This is a genomic window from Komarekiella delphini-convector SJRDD-AB1, from assembly GCF_014831675.1.
Lineage (GTDB): Bacteria > Cyanobacteriota > Cyanobacteriia > Cyanobacteriales > Nostocaceae > Komarekiella.
The window spans coordinates 67,122-86,993 of the sequence record NZ_VJXY01000011.1 but is presented as its reverse complement, the minus strand read 5'-3'; the positions used below and the strand labels follow the sequence as shown (position 1 = coordinate 86,993).

The 19,872-nt window shown below is 41.5% G+C and carries 17 protein-coding genes and 1 pseudogene; 8 read left to right on the top strand and 10 right to left on the bottom strand.

Annotated elements, in window-relative coordinates:
- Positions 1-276: 276 nt before the first annotated feature.
- Complete coding sequence (locus tag FNW02_RS12390; RefSeq protein ID WP_191757845.1) at positions 277-1,743, top strand: efflux RND transporter periplasmic adaptor subunit; 1,467 nt, start codon at positions 277-279, stop codon at positions 1,741-1,743.
- A complete protein-coding gene (locus FNW02_RS12385) occupies positions 1,744-2,961 on the top strand; it encodes an ABC transporter permease (RefSeq protein WP_191757844.1) in 1,218 nt (405 codons plus the stop codon).
- Positions 2,962-2,979: 18 nt separating this feature from the next.
- Here the strand turns inward: FNW02_RS12385 and FNW02_RS12380 are convergent.
- Positions 2,980-3,870: pseudogene (locus FNW02_RS12380) on the bottom strand (Rpn family recombination-promoting nuclease/putative transposase).
- A gap of 434 nt (positions 3,871-4,304) precedes the next feature.
- On the opposite strand from FNW02_RS12380, the gene FNW02_RS12375 reads away from it, so the two are divergent.
- On the top strand, positions 4,305-7,388 hold the full coding sequence (locus tag FNW02_RS12375; RefSeq protein WP_191757843.1) for a CHAT domain-containing protein: 3,084 nt from the start codon (positions 4,305-4,307) through the stop codon (positions 7,386-7,388).
- Here FNW02_RS12375 and FNW02_RS12370 read toward each other — a convergent pair.
- Complete coding sequence (locus FNW02_RS12370) at positions 7,375-7,791, bottom strand: hypothetical protein (protein WP_225225607.1); 417 nt, start codon at positions 7,789-7,791, stop codon at positions 7,375-7,377. The genes FNW02_RS12375 and FNW02_RS12370 overlap by 14 nt on opposite strands.
- A gap of 234 nt (positions 7,792-8,025) precedes the next feature.
- On the opposite strand from FNW02_RS12370, the gene FNW02_RS12365 reads away from it, so the two are divergent.
- Complete coding sequence (locus FNW02_RS12365) at positions 8,026-8,793, top strand: ABC transporter ATP-binding protein (protein ID WP_225225606.1); 768 nt, start codon at positions 8,026-8,028, stop codon at positions 8,791-8,793.
- 87 nt (positions 8,794-8,880) lie between these two features.
- On the opposite strand, the gene FNW02_RS12360 is transcribed toward FNW02_RS12365, so the two are convergent.
- Positions 8,881-9,411 carry an orange carotenoid protein N-terminal domain-containing protein gene (locus FNW02_RS12360; protein WP_191757841.1) on the bottom strand — a complete coding sequence of 177 codons (531 nt, stop codon included), beginning with the start codon at positions 9,409-9,411 and terminating at the stop codon, positions 8,881-8,883.
- A gap of 231 nt (positions 9,412-9,642) precedes the next feature.
- Here FNW02_RS12360 and FNW02_RS12355 point away from each other — a divergent pair, with 231 nt between their 5' ends.
- On the top strand, positions 9,643-10,017 hold the full coding sequence (locus FNW02_RS12355; protein ID WP_191757840.1) for a hypothetical protein: 375 nt from the start codon (positions 9,643-9,645) through the stop codon (positions 10,015-10,017).
- A gap of 135 nt (positions 10,018-10,152) precedes the next feature.
- On the opposite strand, the gene FNW02_RS12350 is transcribed toward FNW02_RS12355, so the two are convergent.
- Positions 10,153-10,788 (bottom strand): HAD-IA family hydrolase, encoded by a 636-nt coding sequence (locus FNW02_RS12350; RefSeq protein ID WP_191757839.1) that lies wholly within the window; start codon positions 10,786-10,788, stop codon positions 10,153-10,155.
- On the bottom strand, positions 10,763-11,737 hold the full coding sequence (queG, locus tag FNW02_RS12345; protein ID WP_191757838.1) for a tRNA epoxyqueuosine(34) reductase QueG: 975 nt from the start codon (positions 11,735-11,737) through the stop codon (positions 10,763-10,765). The genes FNW02_RS12350 and queG overlap by 26 nt, the downstream gene beginning before the upstream one ends.
- 239 nt (positions 11,738-11,976) lie before the next feature.
- Here queG and FNW02_RS12340 point away from each other — a divergent pair, with 239 nt between their 5' ends.
- Complete coding sequence (locus FNW02_RS12340; protein ID WP_191757837.1) at positions 11,977-12,408, top strand: nuclear transport factor 2 family protein; 432 nt, start codon at positions 11,977-11,979, stop codon at positions 12,406-12,408.
- A gap of 149 nt (positions 12,409-12,557) precedes the next feature.
- Here FNW02_RS12340 and FNW02_RS12335 read toward each other — a convergent pair whose 3' ends face one another.
- The 3 genes from FNW02_RS12335 to FNW02_RS12325 form a co-directional block, all read right to left on the bottom strand.
- Positions 12,558-12,983: an ATP-binding protein gene (locus FNW02_RS12335; RefSeq protein WP_162398002.1), complete on the bottom strand. Its 426-nt coding sequence runs from the start codon at positions 12,981-12,983 to the stop codon at positions 12,558-12,560.
- 3 nt (positions 12,984-12,986) lie between these two features.
- Positions 12,987-14,660 (bottom strand): SpoIIE family protein phosphatase, encoded by a 1,674-nt coding sequence (locus FNW02_RS12330; RefSeq protein WP_191757836.1) that lies wholly within the window; start codon positions 14,658-14,660, stop codon positions 12,987-12,989.
- Between the two features lie 182 nt (positions 14,661-14,842).
- Positions 14,843-15,562, bottom strand: a complete 720-nt coding sequence (locus FNW02_RS12325) for a response regulator transcription factor (protein WP_191757835.1) — start codon at positions 15,560-15,562, stop codon at positions 14,843-14,845.
- Between the two features lie 744 nt (positions 15,563-16,306).
- Between FNW02_RS12325 and FNW02_RS12320 the strand changes: the two genes are divergently transcribed.
- Positions 16,307-17,062 (top strand): WecB/TagA/CpsF family glycosyltransferase, encoded by a 756-nt coding sequence (locus tag FNW02_RS12320; RefSeq protein ID WP_191757834.1) that lies wholly within the window; start codon positions 16,307-16,309, stop codon positions 17,060-17,062.
- Positions 17,063-17,391: 329 nt separating this feature from the next.
- Positions 17,392-18,135 carry a cell division ATP-binding protein FtsE gene (gene ftsE, locus FNW02_RS12315; RefSeq protein WP_191757833.1) on the top strand — a complete coding sequence of 248 codons (744 nt, stop codon included), beginning with the start codon at positions 17,392-17,394 and terminating at the stop codon, positions 18,133-18,135.
- 14 nt (positions 18,136-18,149) lie between these two features.
- On the opposite strand, the gene FNW02_RS12310 is transcribed toward ftsE, so the two are convergent.
- Both FNW02_RS12310 and FNW02_RS12305 read right to left on the bottom strand, forming a co-directional pair.
- Entirely contained in the window at positions 18,150-18,989 is an 840-nt protein-coding gene (locus FNW02_RS12310; RefSeq protein WP_348535393.1) for an armadillo-type fold-containing protein, read from the bottom strand.
- Positions 18,990-19,237: 248 nt separating this feature from the next.
- On the bottom strand, positions 19,238-19,822 hold the full coding sequence (locus FNW02_RS12305; RefSeq protein WP_191757832.1) for a hypothetical protein: 585 nt from the start codon (positions 19,820-19,822) through the stop codon (positions 19,238-19,240).
- Positions 19,823-19,872 lie beyond the last annotated feature (50 nt).

Sequence of the window (19,872 nt, the reverse complement as noted above, 5' to 3'; positions counted from 1 at the left end):
TAGCTCAAGTTATTTTTGATACTTCGCAAATGAGCGCAGAAAGTTGTAGGCTCAGTAAGACTACCCTAACAAAGGTAGTGAAGTCACCCATTGAGGTGAAGGCATATAAAATTTTTAACGGCTATGATGAAGTTAAGTTAAGCAACTATTAATTTACCTAGTCGTCTAGCTCCTACCAGATAAAAAATTTAGTCCAAAAGTTTTTTAACTCTAAATTCTTGTACCTGCCCTCCCAAAGAAGGCTACTTAAGCAAAGGAGTATTCAGGTTAATATTTATGACTACGCATATAGAAATTCCTGTTATTGGCAAAGTTAAGCATCCACTACGCTGGCTAATTGGGCTAATAGCGGCGGGTTCTTTGGTTGTTGGTACAACTACCGCTTATAACTTTGTACGAGGCACAAGCGAGGAAGATGTTGCCCAACTAACCTTGCCTGTAGAAGCGAAAAGCGTCACTCTACGGATTACTGCTAGTGGTAAAGTAGTGCCAGTTCAAAGCGTGAATATTAGTCCGAAAAATCCCGGAGTGCTAGCACAATTGTATGTGGAACAGGGCGATCGCATTCAACAAGGGCAAATTCTCGCTCGAATGGATAGTGCAAACATCGATGCCCAAATCCGTCAGTACCGTGCCAACTTAACCCAAAGCCAAGCACAATTAGCTGAAGCCTTGGCTGGTAGTCGTCCGCAAGAAATTGCTCAAGCTAAGGCGCGGTTAGCTCAAGCCCAAGCCCAGCTCGCCGCAGCTCGTGCAGGAAATCGACCCCAAGAAATTTCTCAAGCTCAAGCCCAAGTAGATTCGGCTCAGGCAAAGGTGAATTACACCAGTGAACAAGTAAAGCGTTATGAATACCTGTATCAACAGGGAGCCGAAAAAAAACAATTACTTGATCAAGCGATTAGCGAAGACAAAAGTGCTAGAGCCGCCTTAGAAGAAGCACGAAAACGATTATCACTAGTGCAAAGTGGTACTCGTCAAGAGGAAATCGACCAACGCCAAGCCGCTGTTACCGAAGCCAGAGCAGCCTTAGTATTGTTGGAAGACGGCACTCGTCCTGAAGAGATTGTCCAGCGCCAAGCCGCTGTTGCATCTGCTGAAGCTCAGTTGAAGGGTGTGCAAGTGCAGTTGGAAGATACAATTATTCGCGCTCCTTTTACTGGGATTGTCACGCAAAAGTACGCTAACGTTGGCTCATTTGTGACACCTACAACATCTGCTTCTACCAGTGCGTCGGCAACTTCTAGTTCAATTGTCGCCGTGGCACGTGGTTTAGAAGTGTTAGCTCAAGTCCCAGAAGCAGATCTGGGCAGAATTAAACAGGGACAGCAAGTGGAAATTGTCGCTGATGCTTATCCCGATCAAGTCTTTAAAGGTAATGTGCGTCTGATTGCTCCCGAAGCCGTGGTTGAGCAAGGTGTGACATCATTTCAGGTGCGGGTTGCCCTCGATACTGGCATAGATAAACTGCGTTCTGGCTTAAATGTCGATTTGACCTTTTTGGGCGATCGCGTCAACAATGCCTTAGTATTGCCAACCGTGACGATTGTTACTGAAAACGGCAAAACTGGCGTATTGATGCCAGATCAAAACAATAAACCCCAGTTTCGCGAAGTTACAGTTGGGGCACAAATCCAAGACCAAACTCAGATTTTAGATGGGTTGGAAGCAGGCGATCGCGTTTTTATCAACCCACCCAAAGACTACAAAATTGAAAAGGCGAAAGAACAGAATAATAAATAAATGAACTTCCTAGAAAGCGTCCAAATGGCGGGGAAAACCCTGCTATCAAATAAGTTGCGTAGTGCCCTCACCATGCTGGGTATTGTCATCGGTAATGCTTCAGTAATTGCCATGATTGGTATTGGCGAAGGAGGGCAAAAGTACGTTTCTCAGCAGTTGGAGTCACTAGGGCCAAACGTGTTATTTGTGATTCCAGGTAATCGTGAAACTCAACGTATCTCTTTGGATTTACCAAAAACGCTGGTGTTGGAAGATGCCGAAGCGATCGCAGCTCAAGTACCAACGGTAGCAGCGGTGACTGCGGAATTGAACAGTAGGCAGGTGGTTACTTACCGCAACAAAAACACTGATGTCAATATCATTGGTACAACTCCCAGCTTTTTGACGGTGCGGGACTTTGAAATTGACAAAGGGCGGTTTTTTTCTGACGTAGACATGAAGCGCAGCAATCAAGTTGTTGTGCTAGGTGCAAAATTAGCAGAAAGACTTTTTGGTAATAGTAATCCTATCGGACAGCAGTTACGAGTTAAGAACGCCAGCTTTCAAATCATTGGGGTGTTAGAAGCCAAAGGCTCAAACCTCGGTGTTGATTATGACGATGCGGGATTAATGCCTGTTGTCACAGTAGCCAACCGGATTGTCGGGCGAACTTCACCCTATGGATTAGAGTTAACCTACATTGCTGCTTCGGCCAAGAATGCAGACAGCGTAGATGCGGCAGAGTTTCAAATTACTAATTTGCTACGTCTGCGACACAAAATTATCGGAGAAGATGATTTCACCATCAACACTCAAAAGGATGCTTTGCAAACTGTCGGTCAAATCACAGGTGCATTAACAATTATGCTAGCTGCGATCGCTGGGATATCTCTGTTTGTTGGCGGCATTGGCATCATGAATATTATGCTTGTCTCCGTCACCGAACGCACCCAAGAAATCGGATTGCGGAAAGCGATCGGGGCAACTGAGCAAGATATCTTGCTACAGTTCATGATTGAAGCAGTGATTGTTTCCGCAATCGGTGGCGTAGTTGGGACGGCGGTTGGTATTAGCGGTATCATGTTAGTGGCAGCCTTGACTCCTTTAGAAGCGAGTCTTTCACCTGTAGCGATCGCAATGGCTGTTGGTGTCTCTGGCGGTATTGGTTTATTCTTTGGTGTCGTTCCTGCACGTCGCGCCGCTAAACTCGACCCCATTGTCGCTTTGAGAAGTGCTTAGTGATGGGGATGGCAAAACTTAATCTTCCTGATTAGGTTGAGGTAAAGAGATATTTGCTAAGTAGTTCACTAAATCAGTTTGACTGGAGAAATCTAACAGCGCCTCAGCTAACTCTTCTAATTGAGTGATCGATAAAGCGCGAATTTGCTGTTCTATCTCCAACTCAATTGCACCACACCGACGTGTCAAAAGACGCAAAATCAGTTGTAGCGCCTCCTGTTTCTTTCCTTGTTCTTCTCCTTGTTGCAATCCCTGTTGCAATCCCTGTTGCAATCCCTTTTGCAGAATGTCTTGGTAAATTACAGACTCTTGCATAATTTCCTCTCTAAACAGTTGTTTAATCAAATTTTTGTCAAACCGTAAACCAGCCAAAACTTGTACACAAGCTGATATATTCTGTCGTTCGTCTGTTTCTTCAATCATATCGACACTAGCAGCGACTTGCTCTAGTAAAGCTTGGGGTGAGTTGGTTTGAGCCAATGTCGCTAGTGGTAAGAGTGCAGGGTTAGCTAGCAGTGGTGTGGGATCTTCTTCCCATAAACGAATCACTCGATATTCGTGTCTGGTTTTCTTGTCTACATACTGAGTATTAAAAACTATTTCTGAGGAGGTAGCTTGAAGAAAAATTAACACCTGCTCAATATCACACCAGTATTATCGCTTTAATCTGGTGTAGTAATCCAGCATCCGAAAGTCAAGTGGGGTTTTGGATTTGGGTGTAGTTTGAAACTCTAAATGCAGAATTTGGTTAGCAATTTGCAGGAATGTTACCGAATCAGCGCGAATGGGTTCCAGGTTGAGTTCTGTTTTGAGTACTTGGATATCGGAGGTGTCAATTGAGAGTAGCCAGCTAGCAAACTCAGCAGGGTAGTTTTCGGCAAGGTATTTGCAGGTGTTATCGTAACTCAAGGGCGATCGCTTACACAATGACTATATCTATATACTAGTGAGCAAGAGTAGTATATTTTACTTTTAGATTGAGGAGCGATCGCCCAAAATGTATACCTCCAGCAATTGAAATTTTATCTTGTCGTTACCAACATCACGGCGTTCGTTACCAACATCACGGCATTCGTTACCAACATCACGACATTCGTTACCAACATCACGACGTTCGTTACCAACATCACGACGTTCGTTACCAACATCACGACATTCGTTACCAACATCACGACATTCGTTACCAACATCGTGGCGTTTGTTACCAACATCACGACATTCGTTACCAACATCGTGGCGTTTGTTACCAACATCGTGGCGTTTGTTAATACTCTATTTTTCGGGAATAGAGGACAATACTGCTGAAGCATCATCAAAGTCTGATCTAATACCTGCGTCTACCCATGAATGAACAGCGCTTACAAACTTATTACCAGCTGATCGAAAGCTTGCTAAATTGCTCTAATGGGGAAGAACGAGAAATATTAGCAGCTAATACAGAATTGCTTGATGCTGGTTTTTCGCAGATATTGGCAGCAGTCGCAGAGAATTTTGCACAGCAGGGAGAAGAAAATACTGCAAACTGGTTGAGAAACCTAGCAACATATCTCACCCCGGAAACTACCCCCATTAGCCCAGAAGATATAGAGACTTATGGGCAATTTTTACAAGAAATACTGCAAGCAACAGCAGATAGCAACGGTGATGCTCAAGTAATTTACCCATTACTGGCGGCAAATACCAATAAACTCAATGATATTTTTGCTGAATTATTGCGTCGTTGGGCAACAAATATACTAGCAGAAGCAGAACCAGATGCAGCAGCAGACATCGTACTAGTGATTGGTAAGTTTAGTAATCGGATTAGCGATTTTCCTTTAGGTAGCAAAGCCAACAAAATAGAAATTGCTATCACTGGCTACGAAATTGCCTTAACTGTTTACACCCGCAACGCCTTACCCCAACAATGGGCAAATACGCAAAATAATCTGGGGCTTGCTTACTTTAACAGAATATTAGGAAAACGAGCCGATAATATTGAATTAGCGCTCACTGCCTATACTGCGGCTTTGGAAGTGAGAACCCGCAGCGCCTTTCCCGAAAAATGGGCAGATACGCAAAATAATCTGGGGATTGCTTACAAAGACAGAACATTAGGAGAACGAGCTAAGAATATTGAATCTGCGATTACTGCCTTGACTGATGCACTGGAAGTATACACCCGCAGCGCCTTTCCCGAAAAATGGGCAGATACGCAAAATAATCTGGGGATTGCTTACAAAGACAGAATATTAGGAGAACGAGCCGAGAATATTGAATTAGCGATTACTGCTTATTCTGCGGCTTTGAAAGTATATACCCGCAACAACTTTCCCAAACAATTGGCAGGTACACAAAATAATCTGGGAGAGGCTTACCGTAACAGAATATTAGGAGAACGAGCCGAGAATATTGAATTAGCGATCACTGCTTTTTCTGCGGCACTAGAAGTTCATACCCATAGCGTTTTTCCTGAAAATTGGGCAACGACGCAAAATAATCTGGGGCTTGCTTACAGTCAGAGAATATTAGGAGAACGAGCCGAGAATATTGAATTAGCGATCGCTGCTTTTTCTGCCGCACTCGAAGTATATACCCGCAGCACCTTTCCTGAAAATTGGGCAACGGTGCAAAATAATCTGGGGGCTGTTTACCCTAACAGAATATTAGGAGAACGAGCCGAGAATATTGAATTAGCGATAGCTGCTTTTTCTGCCGCACTCGAAGTATATACCCGCAGCAACTTTCCTCAATATCATGCAGAAACCTTGTTAAATTTCGGCAGATTATACCAAGAAGAAGAACAATTTAACTCAGCTTACAATACTTTTATTGAGGCAATAAAAACAGTCGAAGGTTTGCGGAGTGACATTGTTTCTGGGGAAGAAGCCAAACGTAAACAAGCAGAAGAATGGAATCAGCTTTATAGACGCATGGTCGAAGTCTGCCTAGCCTTGGGCAGAGACACCGAAGCCATAGAATATATTGAACGCAGCAAAAACCGCAATTTAGTAGAACTTATCCTCAACCGCGATCTCAAAACTATTTTCCCTCCAGAAGTTGTCACCCAACTAGAAAAACTTCGAGACGAAATAGCAAATGGTCAGTATCAACTTCAAAATGGCAAAGTCGAAAATCCAACAGCCTTAGCCCAACATCTTCAACAATTGCGACAACAACGCCAAGAATTACAAGACAGCTATCTACCTGTTGGTTCTAGCTTTAAATTTGAGCAATTCCAAAAAACTTTAGAGAAAGGCACTGCAATTATAGAATGGTACATCACTACAGATGGAATTCTCACTTTTCTTATCCAACCTAATGGGCAAGAATTAACATTTTGGCAATCACAACCAGAAGACTTTAATGCTTTAATCGATTGGAGAAATAAATATCTAAGTGACTACTACAACCAGCAAGACAAATCTAAAATTCAATGGCAGAATCAGCTAGAAGAGGGGCTAAAAAAATTAGCAGAAATTCTGCATCTTGAGGAAATATTAGCCCCATTATCCAAAGAATACGACAGATTAATCCTAATTCCCCATCGCTTTTTGCACCTGTTTCCTCTCCATGCTTTACCTGTCAAGGAATCATACTTACTTGACTTATTCCCCAACGGCGTAGGTTATGCACCCAGTTGTCAACTCCTGCAACAAGTGCAACTGCGTCAACGTCCTGACTTTCAATCTTTCTTTGCTATTCAAAACCCCACAGAAGACCTTTTTTATGCAGATGTAGAAATAGAAAGTATTCAGCATTATTTCCCGATTGAAGAAACAACAATATTGCGTGGAAAAGATGCTAATAGAAACGCTTTAGATACAAGAATAGCAAATCTAGCAGAAGTAAATTGTCTTCACTTCTCATGTCATGGTTCTTTTAACCTGAACACCCCTGCTAATTCTTGTCTACTTTTAAATGGTGCAATTGTTAATAAAAAACTTGAACTCAATAATTGCTTAAGTTTGGGGGATTTATTCAATAAAGATTTTAATCTTGATCAATGCCGTCTCGTTGTTCTTTCTGCCTGTGAAACTGGTATAGTTGATTTCCTAAATACCAGCGATGAATATATTGGCTTACCTAGTGGGTTTCTTTATGCAGGAAGTTCAAGTGTAGTCAGTAGTCTTTGGACAGTTGATGATGTTTCCACAGCATTTTTATTCATTAAATTTTATGAAAACTTGCAAAACTATCCAGAATTAAAACAGGGAGACATAGCAGTTGCTTTAAATAAAGCACTAACTTGGTTAAGAAACCTGACCAGTGAAGAAGGAAAACAGCTTTTACAGCAAATTCAGCCCTATATTGATGTTATGTTTCAAGGAAAAGATGACATTCTTAAAGAGTTATTTATTGAAGGGGCAAAAACTCAACTTAAATCTAATGCACAACCCTTTGCTAATCCTTTTTACTGGGCAGCTTTTACAGCTATTGGTTATTAGAATCAGATGAATTAGAATTACACCATGTTTTGACACCTTTTTTAGTTAAATAAATAACAATAGGAGTAGCAATAGCCTGTGGAATTTGACCTGTAGCCGTTAAACTACCGACAGCAACAGTTAATAGTCCAGTCATTAAATCATCAATAAATGTTTCATCACAAATAACATGACGAAATTTTTGCGCTAACTCATCTAAAATCGGGTGTGATTTAGTAATAGAAATATTATATTTAGGAGCAAGTAAACTTACAGCTTTAGTTAAATCCCCATCAGACGCTTCTATGATTTTAATTGCATAGAGAGCATCATCTAACCCTGCAAATTTATCACGATATTCGGCGATTTCTTCTGAAGTAAGGATAATAGAGTCAGTAGTCATATTTTTTAAAATGATATTCACCGTTTTCCAAAATTACCATAATGTATGTATGAGTGCAAACTTAGCAATTTCCCTGTTAGATTGGCTGATTAACAGACATTATCTAAAGTAGATTCTTAATTCTTTCTCAATTGGTATAATTATGTATATATTTCCTTGCTTGGGGAAACTATGCAAATAAAAGACATGACAACAGAACAGTTACAAACTTGAGCCGTAACATAGTAGATGAAATTAACTAATAACCAAATTTTTATGACAAAAACTCTATCAATTACCGACCCCGATTTTTCTAATCCAGCCCCTAAATCAGCAATCATTCGCCTAGAAAATATTTTCAAGATTTATGGTAGTGGCGAAACCGAAGTTCGAGCGCTGAATGATGTCAACTTAGTTATAGAACAGGGGGAATATTGCGCGATTATGGGCCCTTCTGGTTCTGGTAAATCCACAGCCATGAATATCATCGGCTGCCTAGATCGCCCTACTACTGGACACTACTACTTAGATAACATCGATGTGGCACAAATGGACGATAAATCATTGGCACACATCCGTAACAAAAAGCTGGGGTTTGTATTCCAACAATTCCATTTATTGCCCCAACTGTCAGCCTTAGAAAATGTGATGCTGCCGATGGTTTATGCTAGTATAAACCCTACTGAAAGACGCGATCGCTCTGTAGAAGCACTGACACGAGTCGGTTTAGCAAATCGCCTCAACAACAAACCAACTCAACTTTCCGGTGGACAACAACAAAGAGTAGCGATCGCACGTGCGATCGTCAACCGTCCCGTTGTCCTCCTAGCCGATGAACCCACTGGCGCACTTGATTCACGTACAACCCAAGAAGTGTTGGACATTTTTAGCGAACTAAATAGCAGCGGTATCACAGTTGTCATGGTAACTCATGAACCAGATGTTGCCCGTCAAACCCAGCGCATTGTTTGGTTTCGGGATGGTCAAGTAGTACACTCAGATTTGACACCAGCCGATTTAAGTCACCTTGCTGTGCATGAGTAGAGGAACAACAATGTTGTGCCTCTACAAAGCGTTTCATGTGTCGTCAATTTTTGGCAAATTGGTATTGTAAATGCAGATTTGAACTAATTACAAACTTGACGTTTTACCAGTTTGTGCTTGCGTCTCAATTGGCTTCACATTGGTGTATCCCATTTCTCCAGCAATTGTCCGCAACACCGACATTTGTTCTTCAAAATCTAGTCCTTCAATTTGGGAAAGCAAATCATTAGTTGCTTTAGTTGGCTCGTAGTTGTTTGGCATTCCAACTACTGTATCTCCCATAGCCACTGCCCAAGCATACCAAACTAATAGCTGGTTGTTTTCTTTAATCGCACCATAAGCACGGGAATACTCTGTGTCCTTGCGGTTAACTATATCCCGCATAATGTCTAGTTGCTGCTCATCTGACAATTTCAAATAGTCTCCTAGCAGAATTGGCGCTAATTCTGGTTCAGCAGCAGCGGGAGCAGCAGGAGTAATCGAGTTACCCATTTTTTTATAAACCAAATACAGCCAGCCTAGTTTGGCATCAGTATCTAAAGCATTAAAATCATCCACCGCTTTTTGAGTTTCATTGCTCTGGGCTTGAGAAATGCTTTTATCGTAACTTGCAGCCATAATTTGTCTCCAAGGTCATTTATTTAATGGGCCAAATTAAGGCTTACCAGAGTTTGAACATTAACTTCTACTTCCGATAGAAAGAGTTTTATTAATTGGATATTGTAGCTTTTATCTGCCTTTTAATAGAGGTAAAAATATCTCCCAAGAGGGCAAGTAAGTAACAAATAGCTTTGGTACAATTACCCCAGCAATAAAAACATTACTTAAAAATTACCGAAGGTGTTAGTTATGCCTGATGAAGTGAAACCAAATACCAATGAAGCCCCCACCCACGATGCACAATTGGCTGCTGAGAATATAGCTAGTGGTGAAGAAAAAGCACCAACTGTTGATTTTGATGCTGATTATGCAGCTGCACAAAAATTTAGCGTTAGTGAAATTGACCGCACAGGTGAAGGTTCAGCAGCAGCCGAAGAAGCAACGGCATCAAAATATAATGTCTCTAAAACAGAAGAAGTAAAAACTCAAGCACAGCCAACTAGTAATCCTGAAGATTATGTAGAGTTAGCTAAGGAAGTTGGGAGTTCACAGACTGAGGGTGTAAGTAACGTCACCGATGATTTAGTAAAAAAAGCATTGGAAAAAGGTGAGCGAAAAAATTAATGTCTATATTTGACACAAAATAAATTATTTCAAAAAATATTTAGCCTGCTCTGAACTTTGGAGCAGGCTTTGTTTTTGAATCTTCTAAAATGGAAGTATTTTAAAAATATTTGCGCTCGCTCTTTTTGTGAGTATTTAGCAACTTTTGATTACTTCTAACAACTCCCTAGGTTGGCGGATTAAAAAATTGGGTTTTTGTTTGGCTAATACTTCCAGGGAATTAAATCCCCAAGTCACTGCAATTACCTGGATATTTGCTTTTTTTGACGCTTCTATATCTCTGGTTTCATCTCCAACATAAATAACTTCTTGAGGCTTAAGTTGCTTTTGCCTTAATACATTATTAATTATTGTTGTTTTGCCAAAAATTGTGATCCCAGAGTAGATAAAGTCAAATAGGTGATCTAAATTATTAATTGTGAGAAATTGAATAACATTATCTTGAGAATTAGAAGTGATAATTCCCAGCTTATATCCTTCAGTTTGGAGTTCTATTAAAGCTTCTTGAATTCCAGGAATGGGTTTTAATTCCGGGATTTTATTTTTTAATTCTGCTTTAACCTTTTTAACCAAAAAAGGTATTTTCAATAAAGAAACTCCTGAGTACTTAATAATTTCCCTTGATGTTAAATTTTTGAGGAAACTCAATTGCTCTGGAGTGATTTGTTTATAACCAAAGTCTACAGCTAAACGATTAGCAATACTTACAAGAGCATCTACTGTATCAGCGATCGTGCCATCAAAATCAAAAATAATTACTTTCTGGGTCATTCTTTCGCCTAGATGCGTCAAGATTAGCTTGGGCGTTCCGTCTTAACATTTTGGGCTTAATCCGCCGCAAGGCAGATGCCGGAAATCGTTTATCCCACTCATCATCTGAGATTTGGGCTAATTCTAGCAATTGGGGAGCAACATTCTCAGGATAAGGCTGAAACTCTTCAACATCAGTTGTATGAGCAAAACGCTGATTCCAAGGACAAACATCTTGGCAGATATCGCAACCAGCAACCCAGCCTTGCAAATGGGGTGTGAGTGTCTGTGGTAATTCGTCTGCCCGATTTTCAATCGTATGATAAGCAATGCAACGATTGGCATCAACTACAAAAGGCTGAGTAATAGCACCTGTGGGACAAGCCTGAAGGCAACGAGTACAGCTACCGCAGTGTTCACTTGATGGGCGATCGCTCTCTAGTTCCAGATTTGTCAACACCTCGCCTAAAAATACCCAAGAGCCATATTCCCGCGTAATCACATTACCATTTTTGGCAATCCAGCCAATTCCGGCTTGTTGTGCCCACACTTTGTCTTGCACTGGGCCAGTGTCAGCATAGTAGCTAGCTCTAACGCCTTCACCAAGTGATTTTAGCCAGGTGACTAGCTGCTTGAGTTTTTTGTGCATCACCTTATGATAGTCTCTTCCCCAGCCATAACGGGAAATTTTGGCGTATTCTTCGCCTTCAGGACGTTGATGAGGTGTGTAGTAATTCAAAGCAACACACACAAGCGATCGCGCTTCTGGCATCACTGAGCGGATATCCTGACGTTTCAGGTTAGTCATCCATTCCATATCGGCGTGATAACCTAGTTCTATCCATGCTTGCAACCTCTGTGTTTCTGTAGCATCTGCCCTATCTACAGCAGCAATGCCAACTTTATGAAATCCCAAGTCTTTAACTTTTTCTTTCACTACAGTGCTGCTGGTTACGGAACAATCAGTCATTTTTCTTATTTGAATTTTGCCCAATTAAAGGCACATAGATTATACATTATATAGTCAATACTTTTGTTTAACATTTGTTAATCACCAGAGATTTAACCTACTTTTATAGCGCCTTTGCTTCCACGCTTCCATCATGAGGAAGATTTATATATATATAATAATCTCTCTCAATAGCAGCTTTCTTTTTGTCTGATTTTGGAATGAAATTAATATTTAGCTAGCGTAATCCAGGTAATTCTATGACATCTGCTAAATTTATTCCCTCAACACAGCCAAAAGAAGAATTCCAGATTGAGGGAATTACAGAATCAAATATATTGCGTTATTTTGAAACTTTAAATGCAGGAGAATTTGAGGCAACTGCGGCCCTGTTTGCCGAGGATGGTGTGATGCATCCACCATTTGAATCTGATATTGTCGGGCCAGATGCGATCGCTTCTTACCTCAAACAAGAAGCCCAAAACATTAGAGCTCTACCTCGCCAAGGAATAACTGATAATTTGGAAAATGAGCAAATCCAAGTTCAGGTTACAGGCAAAGCACAAACTTCCTGGTGCGGCGTGAATGTATTGTGGCTATTTATTCTTAACCAACAACGGCAAATTCTTTATACCAGAATCAAACTCTTAGCCTCTCCTCAAGAGTTACTTTCCATGCGTCCTGAAAAGTAGCAAGAATTTAGGACTTACGTAAACAAACCTGGTTTCTTCAAAAATTGCCTTTTCAGCCAGATTCCTACGCACATAAGTCCTAAAAGAGAAAATATACTGAATTTTCTGATAAAGAAGATAATTTTAATATAGTCTATACTTAGTCAAGCTTATTTGACTAGTTCTGGTAGGGTAGCTTCTAACTTGAGACAGTTAGCACCATTAACCTTCAACTGGTACTCTACTTTATCCATGAGACGATTCATAATCAACCAACCATAACCACCCTCTTGCTTTTCTGTAGGGTTTGGCGGGAAGTAAGTGGACATATCAAAGCCGTCGCCGTAGTCCCAAATTTCTATGGCAAGATCCCGGTCTTTCAATTCTAAACGCAGTAAAACTGGCAAATTTGGCTTGTCTTTGTGGGCATGACGCACTGCATTTGAATAGGCTTCTACCAAAGCTAGTCGCAAACGACTTGATTGCCGTGACCAATCTACAGAGTCACCTAGCTGGACTTTCAAGCATCCTAGCAACCAGTTTTCGACGATGTTAAGAAAATTCAAGTCACTTGGTACATGAAGCTCACTTTTCATTACTTACAAAACCTCCAATGAGAGTATAGTTTGATCATCTTCTTGAACGTGGTTGTCTGCCTGGATGCGAGCTAATAAATGGTTAAGAGAAAGAGGTTTGGCTTCTCTTTGTAAGAGTTGCCAAAGACCATCTTGATTCAGCATAGAACGGTTAAGTGGCTCAACGCTACCCGCGGTTTTTGCTGTTAAACAGAAATTATTTGATACCATAGCTTCGGTAATGCCGTCCGTGGTTAATAGTAACGTGTCTCCAGGAGTCAGAATCAAGCGGCCAGATTGTGCTTGCCATTTAGGCAAAATCCCCAAAGGAATGCTGCGGACTTTGAGGTAATTGGGTTCGTCCCCTACAGTGGCTTGGCGTGACCACAACATCGGATAGATGTGGCCGGCATTAGTGTAGACGAGTTCTTTAGTGGTAGGAGTATAACAGGCTAATACAAGGGTGATGAAATAATTGTTGCTAATCAAGTCATCGCCTAGGGTGTAGTTAAGATTTTGCATTACTACATTGGGAGCGGCTGGTGCTTCTTGAGATAACTCCCGGCGCAACACTGAAATGACACTAGCCATGAATAAAGCCGCTGGGACACCTTTGCCAGAAACGTCACCCACTGCTAACCATAAGTCACCTTTGGGATGGACAAATACTTCAAAAAAATCCCCTCCCACTTCGCGAGCAGGGTAACAGCAGGCTTGCACCTTCACACCTTTGATATCAGGTAAACTTTGACGTAGCAAGTTGATTTGGATTTGGCGAGCAACTTCCAACTCAACGCGGATCTGCTCTTGCTTTTCCTGGAGGCGCTGGTAGAGTTTTGCCTGGGACAGGGCTAAGGCAGCTTGTTCTGCAACACCTACAATTAGTTGGATGTCTTGGTCTTCCCAGTGGCGATCGCGTCCCCATTGGTGGAGAGCAAGCACAGCCAGCAGATGTTGCTGGTAGCTAAGTGGAACAACTAGGTGGAAACAGGGGTTGCCGTTATATATATTGTGTGTAAGTTGATAATAACGGGTTTCCAGAACTTTTTCAATTAAAAGACTGGTGTCGAAGAAGCTATCAGATACATAAGATTTGGGATCATGATAAAAGAACCGATCTTGTGTCAGGCGATCGCTCTCTACTGGTCTGAGCAAGCAACTAGTAGCTTCAAATGTTTGCCCAATGGTTGCTACAGTCTTTTGCAGCATACTGTCGTAGTCCAAAGACTCTCGAATTGCCGTTGTCACTGCATTAAACAAAGATTCTCGCCGCAGGGCCCGACGCAACTCCTGTGTGCGCTTCTTAACTACGCGATATGTATCAGTAGCTTGCTCAACTAATGTCCTCAGCCGTTCTGGATTCCAGGGTTTGGTAATGTACTTAAAGACCTGACCAGAGTTAATCGCGTCTACCAAATCTTCGACATCAGTAAAACCAGTCAATAAAATGCGGATTGTATCGGGAAAGCGCTCAACTGTGCGACTGAAAAATTCGGTGCCGTTCATTTCTGGCATTCTTTGGTCAGAGATAATCACAGCCATCTCGCCAACTCTATCCAAGATTTCCAGAGCATCACGAGCATGATTTGCTTTATGTACTTGAAAATCTCGCCTAAAAGTACGGTAGAGTAAATCTAAGTTATCAGGCTCATCGTCTACCACCATGAGCTTAAGTTTTTCTACCTCTGTTTCAGTCATATCTGAATTTGTTTTTTAAATACCTGAATGGCGAGATAGTGTAATGTTTATCTCACTTGTTAAGCAACAAACAATTAAAAAGTAATCATCAAGAGAATCTATCCACTTTGAACATATAACTTGCTCAAAGCTGTTAGTTTCTCTTCTGTTTGCTCAAGCATTGCCATATACCAAAAGTAACCCTATCCCACCAAACCAGAACGCAAAGCACGTACTGCTGCTTGGGTACGGTCATCGGCACATAGTTTATTTAAAATATTGCGGACGTGAGTTTTAACAGTCCCAACAGTGATGTAAAGTCTTTCCGCAATAGTTGCATTACTACAACCTTCGACAATCAACTGTAGCACTTCCAACTCCCTTTCTGTCAGGGTGTATGGCTCAATTCCTTCTAAATTATCCATATAATCAGGGTTAGAAGTAATCGTCTTGCTATCCAAGGAAGCTGATTCTGACCTTTGGGGATTTTGTTGGGCTTGTTGTAACACAATTCGAGCGATCGCTGGATCGATCCAAGCGTTGCCATTGTAAGTGACTCGCACTGCATCCAGCAAATTATCGAATTTGATATCTTTCATGCAATAGGAATCTGCTCCCGCAGCAAAAGCTGCTAACACCGCTTCTTTGTTATCCCGCAATGTTAAGATTAATATCTTTGTTGCTAATTCTTCGCCATTAGTAGTAGATTTCACCTCCCGTGTCAGCTCAATGCCATCTTTATCTGGTAAACCAATATCTACAATCGCAATATCCGGTTGTAGCTTTTTTAGCATTTTTAACCCTTCAGCAGCATTGGCAGCTTCTCCTACAACTTCAATTTCGTCCTTTTGCAGTAGTGCTGTCCGAATACCCACACGAGTTAGGTCATGATCTTCAATCAGAGCGATACGAATTTTACTCATAGCCAACTTCAGCCCGTTACCCTACCTTAACTGTAAAATCGAGTTTACTAGAAAGTCTTAAAAGACGCAGATTAAAGACATTTGTACAAATATATAGAAGTGCTGTTTAAAAAACCTAACACGTGGGGGCATTGCCAGTGCCACAGCCATTCATTCCCCTACATGAACATTACACTTCAATCATAAAATCAGGGTTGGTTCACCCAAGGTAGAAGCACCCAAGACCAATTAGTACAATGGCTGATAATGTCGCAGATGTTACTTCCTCAAATAGCAAGATACAAGCCATACTTAATATTTGCGGAGCTAATGAAGTATGCTGCAACCTTTACATACACCCTCTAAGGGACTGGTTGCATAGGTGCTTCTCTTATGGAGGCTTGCTGTTGATTCACCTCCTTTGCTAAGAAGAGTATACTAGCTTGGATAAGGCAAAGTTATGTTTGTGAGAATAATGCGATCGCTAAGAATATACAGAATAAAATCGCGTTCTCAGACATTTCCCAAAAATCTTCACCTAAAGTAAGTTTTATTTCTGGAAAATTAGACAATCCTTCTCTATCAAAAAACTTTATCTGGTTTTATCCCTGCCAGTTAAATCACTTAATTGCAGATAAATTACATATTATACACTAAAATAATGCTCAATTATCTGTTACTAAAATTACAATCTACAATATATAAAAAAATTTGATAAACTAACGTTCGAGAGAATCTGGTGTGATGCTAATCAAAAAGTAGGCTATGTCTAAACCGCCTAAAGCGTTTTCGGTGTTGGGGATACCAGTTCATGTGATGACTAACTATCCAGGCTGGTTGCTAGAATGCCTGCACGCAGGCAGAGGAGCTCATGTTGTAACGCTCAATGCAGAAATGACCATGCAGGCAGAGCGGAATAAATCACTAGCTCAGATCATTCAAAATGCCGAGCTAGTGATTCCAGATGGAGCAGGGGTTGTTTTGTATTTACGGTGGCTATTATGGCAAAAAGTGCAACGTTTTCCAGGGATTGAATTAGCAGAAAAACTGTTACAAGAACTTGGACAACAGACAACAAAGACAAAAGTCTTTTTTTATGGAGGAGCGCCTGGAGTGGCTGCAAGCGCAGCAGAGTTTTGGCAGCAGCAAATTTCAGATTTGAGCATAGCAGGTACTCATTCAGGCTACCATTCCTCAGAAGAGGAAGCACAATTGCGACAAACTCTCACTCAATTGCAGCCACAAGTAATTTTTGTCGGCTTGGGAGTGCCACGCCAAGAGTTGTGGATTGCCAAAAATCGGCATTTGTGCCCCCAAGCAATATGGATTGGTGTTGGTGGCAGTTTTGATATTTGGTCGGGAACCAAAACTCGTGCTCCTGCTTGGTTAGGAAACAACAATTTGGAATGGTTGTATCGGCTTTATCAAGAACCTTGGCGCTGGCGGCGGATGCTAGCATTGCCGGCGTTTGCTATCAAAGCCTTTATTTATCGCTTGACTGCAAGGGGGGCAATTGGTTAGCAATAGTGCTGACCAAATAATTCGTAATTAAAAGGGACAAAGCAACTGCTATACGTTCATGATTTAGATAGATTAAGCGATCGCCCACGCCAAGTCATTACAACGGCAGATGATCCTGATTTTGATGCCAAAATTCAAGTGGCAATTCGTCAGCAGTTGCAAGCAAGAGACATTAAAGGCAACGGATAGTAGTACTGAGGTCTTCACAAAAATTTAAATTTTCGTTGTTAGATTTGAGCTTCCCAGGTTTCCCCTGGGAATCCTTATTTTGGGGAGTTTAAATCTAAGCCCTCAAGCTGTTTGATTGTGGGTATGAGGAATATTTAAAAATGCCAGCATTAACAACTCCAGGAAAAACTAAATCTGTTCATCAAGAGGGCAGTGAAACTCAACAACACACTGATAGCACTACTGCAAAGGTGCAATTGCTCTCTGTAACAAAGACCTATATCAACGGCTGTCATGCCTTGTTAGATGTAAACCTGGAAGTCAAAAAGGGAGAATTTCTATTTATTACAGGGCCAAGTGGTTCTGGTAAATCAACTCTGTTGAAACTGCTGTATGGCCAAGAGTTACCAACGCAGGGACAAGTAATCGTTGATGAATGCAATGTAGTGGGTTTACGAGGCGATCGCTTGTCATCATTGCGGCGACGTATTGGTATTGTATTTCAAGACTACAAACTGATTACCCAACGCACAGTAGCGGAAAATGTGACTTTTGTGCTGCAAGCTCAAGGATATACTCGCAAGGAAATTCAACGACGTTTAGAACCAACTTTGAAACTGGTGGGTTTACTGACTAAAGCTGACTGTTTCCCAGATCAACTGTCTGGAGGAGAGCAACAGCGAGTCAGTATTGCGCGGGCGATCGTCGGAACACCGCCGTTGCTTTTAGCCGATGAGCCAACCGGAAATCTCGATCCAGACAATTCCTGGCAAGTAATACAAATTCTCCAAAAGCTAAATTCTTTTGGAGCCACAGTAATTGTCACCACCCACGATGAACAATTAGTGCGGCGTTGCAATCATCCAGTAGTGCAAGTTCGCAATGGACGACTGTCACGAAAATAGTTAAGAGTCAAGGGTCAAGGGTTAAAAACTGTGGACTTTTGAGAGAAGTCTGAGCGCCGACTTCCGGCGTTGGCGCAGCCTCTCTGAAAGAGACACAGAACTTCGGTGCTTTGGACTTTGCGTAGCGGAACGGCTGTACTAGATGGTAGAGATTGCAAGCTATCTAGGGCTTGCAAACTCTCAAAAGCTGCCTCTCGAATTACTGTTTCCTTCTCTTGTCTGAGTAGGAGTTGCAAACATTCGACAACATTTTGCTGTGACGAAGCATCAACTTGCTTACGGGTGATAAATTTGGTTAGTTGACGCAGGGCAATCAGACGCTTCAAGGGGTCTGTTTCCGTTAAGTTAATCAACAACTGCTCAAGGTAGTCTTCTTCTTGACTTCCATGAAGACTGACGATTTGCCATGCCAACAAAAATAAAGTTAACAGCGTCCCTACACCTTGCACAATAGCTACAGCGGCAATCCAAGGACTGTGAGAGTCAACCCAGATTGCAGCTGCCATGTAAGTACTGACAGTAGCCAGTCCACCACTACCGACAGCTAAGGCTAATCGACGGTTTGAACCATTTAAAAATCTACGAATTTCGAGCCAGCGTAATTGCCAGTTCCACCCCTGCATCGAGTAAACGAATAGCATTACCCCAACGCCGATTAAGAGCGCCAACAGCAGTTTCCAGTTCCATAACAGCATAGCAATGAAGATTGACAGGAACCCAAGAACGCTTCCAGGTTGAGAGAAACGCTTGATAGTTCGCTGCTTTGTGGCTCCTTTTCCCGTCTTAAACTCTGGAAGCGACCAGTTGGGGATCTGGTTGATCAATTGCCGCCAAAAAGACGAAGCCTGTGTCACAGTGTTTACCTACTTGATTACAAGATTATTTCATGTATAAGCTTTACCAGAAATTAGGAAAGGCTAAAAGATGAAGGGTATTCGGCGTAGTTCTTGTAGGGTAAGTGTTCCCAAAGGCTAGGCTGAAATTTAATACTTCATACTTCAATATTTTCCTAATACACAGGTATGTAATTGACAATCAATAATACTCTACAAGAATACCTGGACTAAGGCGAGTAAGAGAAATTTTGTCACTGAGTTTTTAGTTAAAAACAAAAATTAAAGTCATCAAGGGTAAATTGACCATCAAAAGCACAAAAGGTAACACTGTAGATGTTGTTCGCTGTTACAGATAATAAAGTATTGGGGGGTATCGCCGAGTCAGTATTAGCCAGATTAGCTCCTGGTAGCACAGCTTGGGCAAGCAGTTGCCGATCGCGATCATAGGCAGAAAGCACCAGCCGTTGCGAACTAGTGACAAAGGCACTAACCCAGTTAACTGGACGCAAGAAAGTGGCTTCTAAAAATCCGCTCTTGGGCGCTCCCATTAAGACTGTCAGACCCGAATGAGTCGGAAACGCTGAATTTGATGGCTGTATTGCTATAGAATTGTGAAAAATGACTCCCCAATGTTCATACTGGCGCTCGACTGCTTCAAAACATTTCAAATCTTCCAAGTTTAAATATATACAAGTAGGTTCAGCTGCATTAGTAGTCTCAACAGCTTGCTTGACTGGGCCTCGCCAAGCTGAAGTTGTAACTTTGTCTTGCATATTACAGTTGCCAAGCGCAAATTTAGCATCTCCAACTGTTGGCACTTTATTAAATTGAAGAGTAGCCTGTTTTACCATGACACCCAGCCTTACCACTACTTAGAGAATCATCAAATTAGTAATTACAT

Coding starts and splice junctions, on each gene's coding strand:
- ftsE (WP_191757833.1), top strand. CDS start 17,392: ATGCCAGCATTAACAACTCCAGGAAAAACTAAATCTGTTCATCAAGAG.
- FNW02_RS12325 (WP_191757835.1), bottom strand. CDS start 15,562: ATGAGTAAAATTCGTATCGCTCTGATTGAAGATCATGACCTAACTCGT.
- FNW02_RS12330 (WP_191757836.1), bottom strand. CDS start 14,660: ATGACTGAAACAGAGGTAGAAAAACTTAAGCTCATGGTGGTAGACGAT.
- FNW02_RS12340 (WP_191757837.1), top strand. CDS start 11,977: ATGACATCTGCTAAATTTATTCCCTCAACACAGCCAAAAGAAGAATTC.
- FNW02_RS12305 (WP_191757832.1), bottom strand. CDS start 19,822: ATGGTAAAACAGGCTACTCTTCAATTTAATAAAGTGCCAACAGTTGGA.
- FNW02_RS12350 (WP_191757839.1), bottom strand. CDS start 10,788: ATGACCCAGAAAGTAATTATTTTTGATTTTGATGGCACGATCGCTGAT.
- FNW02_RS12365 (WP_225225606.1), top strand. CDS start 8,026: ATGACAAAAACTCTATCAATTACCGACCCCGATTTTTCTAATCCAGCC.
- FNW02_RS12385 (WP_191757844.1), top strand. CDS start 1,744: ATGAACTTCCTAGAAAGCGTCCAAATGGCGGGGAAAACCCTGCTATCA.
- FNW02_RS12375 (WP_191757843.1), top strand. CDS start 4,305: ATGAATGAACAGCGCTTACAAACTTATTACCAGCTGATCGAAAGCTTG.
- FNW02_RS12390 (WP_191757845.1), top strand. CDS start 277: ATGACTACGCATATAGAAATTCCTGTTATTGGCAAAGTTAAGCATCCA.
- FNW02_RS12320 (WP_191757834.1), top strand. CDS start 16,307: ATGTCTAAACCGCCTAAAGCGTTTTCGGTGTTGGGGATACCAGTTCAT.
- queG (WP_191757838.1), bottom strand. CDS start 11,737: ATGACTGATTGTTCCGTAACCAGCAGCACTGTAGTGAAAGAAAAAGTT.
- FNW02_RS12335 (WP_162398002.1), bottom strand. CDS start 12,983: ATGAAAAGTGAGCTTCATGTACCAAGTGACTTGAATTTTCTTAACATC.
- FNW02_RS12355 (WP_191757840.1), top strand. CDS start 9,643: ATGCCTGATGAAGTGAAACCAAATACCAATGAAGCCCCCACCCACGAT.
- FNW02_RS12360 (WP_191757841.1), bottom strand. CDS start 9,411: ATGGCTGCAAGTTACGATAAAAGCATTTCTCAAGCCCAGAGCAATGAA.